Below are 1,478 nucleotides of genomic sequence, written 5' to 3' on the forward strand. Positions count from 1 at the left end.
AGGGTGTACCTTTGTACTTATCCGAAATGCTATGAACGCTATGGGCCACACAGCATGAGAGTGCTCCAGTTCGGACGCTTCTGGAATGAGCAACACGGTGGCGTCGAGCGACATGCTCACCTGCTGTGCAAAGGCCTGGCTGCGCAAGGTGTAGACGTGGTCAATCTGGTGGCATCCCGTGACCTGAGAGGGCTCGACGACTCCGTCGACGGTTTCCGCCTGGTTCAAGCACCATCCTTTGGGATGGCCTTCCGTACCTCAATGTCACCTGCGCTGGTCGCCAGTGCCAGGCGCCTGCACCGTGAGCAGCCGTTCGACCTATTTCATCTCCACTTTCCCGACCCGCTCACCCACTTTGCTTCGTTGTGTCTGCCGGCAGATGTGCCTCGGGTCATCACTTGGCACAGCGACATCGTGAGCCAAAAATACCTGCTAAGGCTATACCGGCCGGCTTTGCAGCGTGAGGCGCGAAAAGCGGCGGCACTAGTAGCGGCCACACCGGCACACTTCGAAACTTCTCCGTTGATCCCTCCCGATATCCCCGCTGCAAGGCGGCACGTTATCCCCTACGGCCTGGATTACCAGCCCCTGAAACTCACACCACGCACCGAAGCATTGCGGACAAACCTAGTTGCGCAGGCTACCGGTAGAGGGCTGATTTTTGCGCTTGGACGCCATGTTTCTTACAAGGGTTTCGACGTACTGATCGATGCCATGCAGCACACACAAGCCGTTCTGATGCTCGGGGGGGACGGCCCCCTGAAAGCCTCGCTCATGCAACAGGCTGCGCGGCTCGGTTTGTCCGACCGTGTGCACTTCTGCGGACGGATCGCCGAGCAAGACCTTGGTGCGTATTTCCACGCCTGCGACCTCTTCTGCCTTCCCTCCGTCACTGCGATGGAGGCCTTTGGCCTGGTACAGCTCGAAGCCATGTCCTGTGGCAAGCCGGTGGTGTGTACGCAGTTGTGCAACGGCGTCAACCGAGTCAACATCTCTGGAAAGACCGGTGTCGCCGTTCCAGTGGGCGATGCGGTTGCACTAGGAAAAACGCTCGATGCTTTGCTCAAAGATGAAATCCTGCGCGCGGAATATGGGGCGAACGCACTGGCACACGCCAGAGATCCGTATTCGGTGGAGGCTATGTCAGCGAGTCATGTGCAGCTGTACCAACAACTGCTGCTCGCCGATCAAGGCAGGCAACGGCGGTAAGCGGCAAGGGTACGCGCGGCTGTGGCTTGCCAGGTAAAGGCCTGCGCATGAATCAGTCCGCGCGCGACAAGAGCATCACGCAATCCTGCGTGCTCGACGGTTTGCAACATCGCATCGGCAATCTCATCAACCGACTGGGGGTCGACCAACAAAGCGGCATCACCTGCAACTTCAGGAAGCGAAGTGGTGTTCGATGCGACAACGGGAATGCGCGATGCAAAGCCTTCAAGAACGGGTAACCCAAAGCCCTCGTACAGCGACGGGAACAC

At 58.7% G+C, this 1,478-nt stretch carries 2 protein-coding genes; one reads left to right on the forward strand and one right to left on the reverse strand.

Annotated elements, in window-relative coordinates; genetic code table 11:
* The coding region (locus tag ABYB95_RS23405; RefSeq protein ID WP_372662747.1) for a glycosyltransferase at nt 1-1,209 on the forward strand (1,209 nt) is incomplete at its 5' end.
* Here the strand turns inward: ABYB95_RS23405 and ABYB95_RS23410 are convergent.
* On the reverse strand, nt 1,188-1,478 hold a 291-nt coding region (locus tag ABYB95_RS23410; RefSeq protein ID WP_372662750.1), incomplete at its 5' end, for a glycosyltransferase. The genes ABYB95_RS23405 and ABYB95_RS23410 overlap by 22 nt on opposite strands.

It is taken from the genome of Hydrogenophaga sp., from assembly GCF_041633695.1.
Classification (GTDB): domain Bacteria; phylum Pseudomonadota; class Gammaproteobacteria; order Burkholderiales; family Burkholderiaceae_C; genus Hydrogenophaga.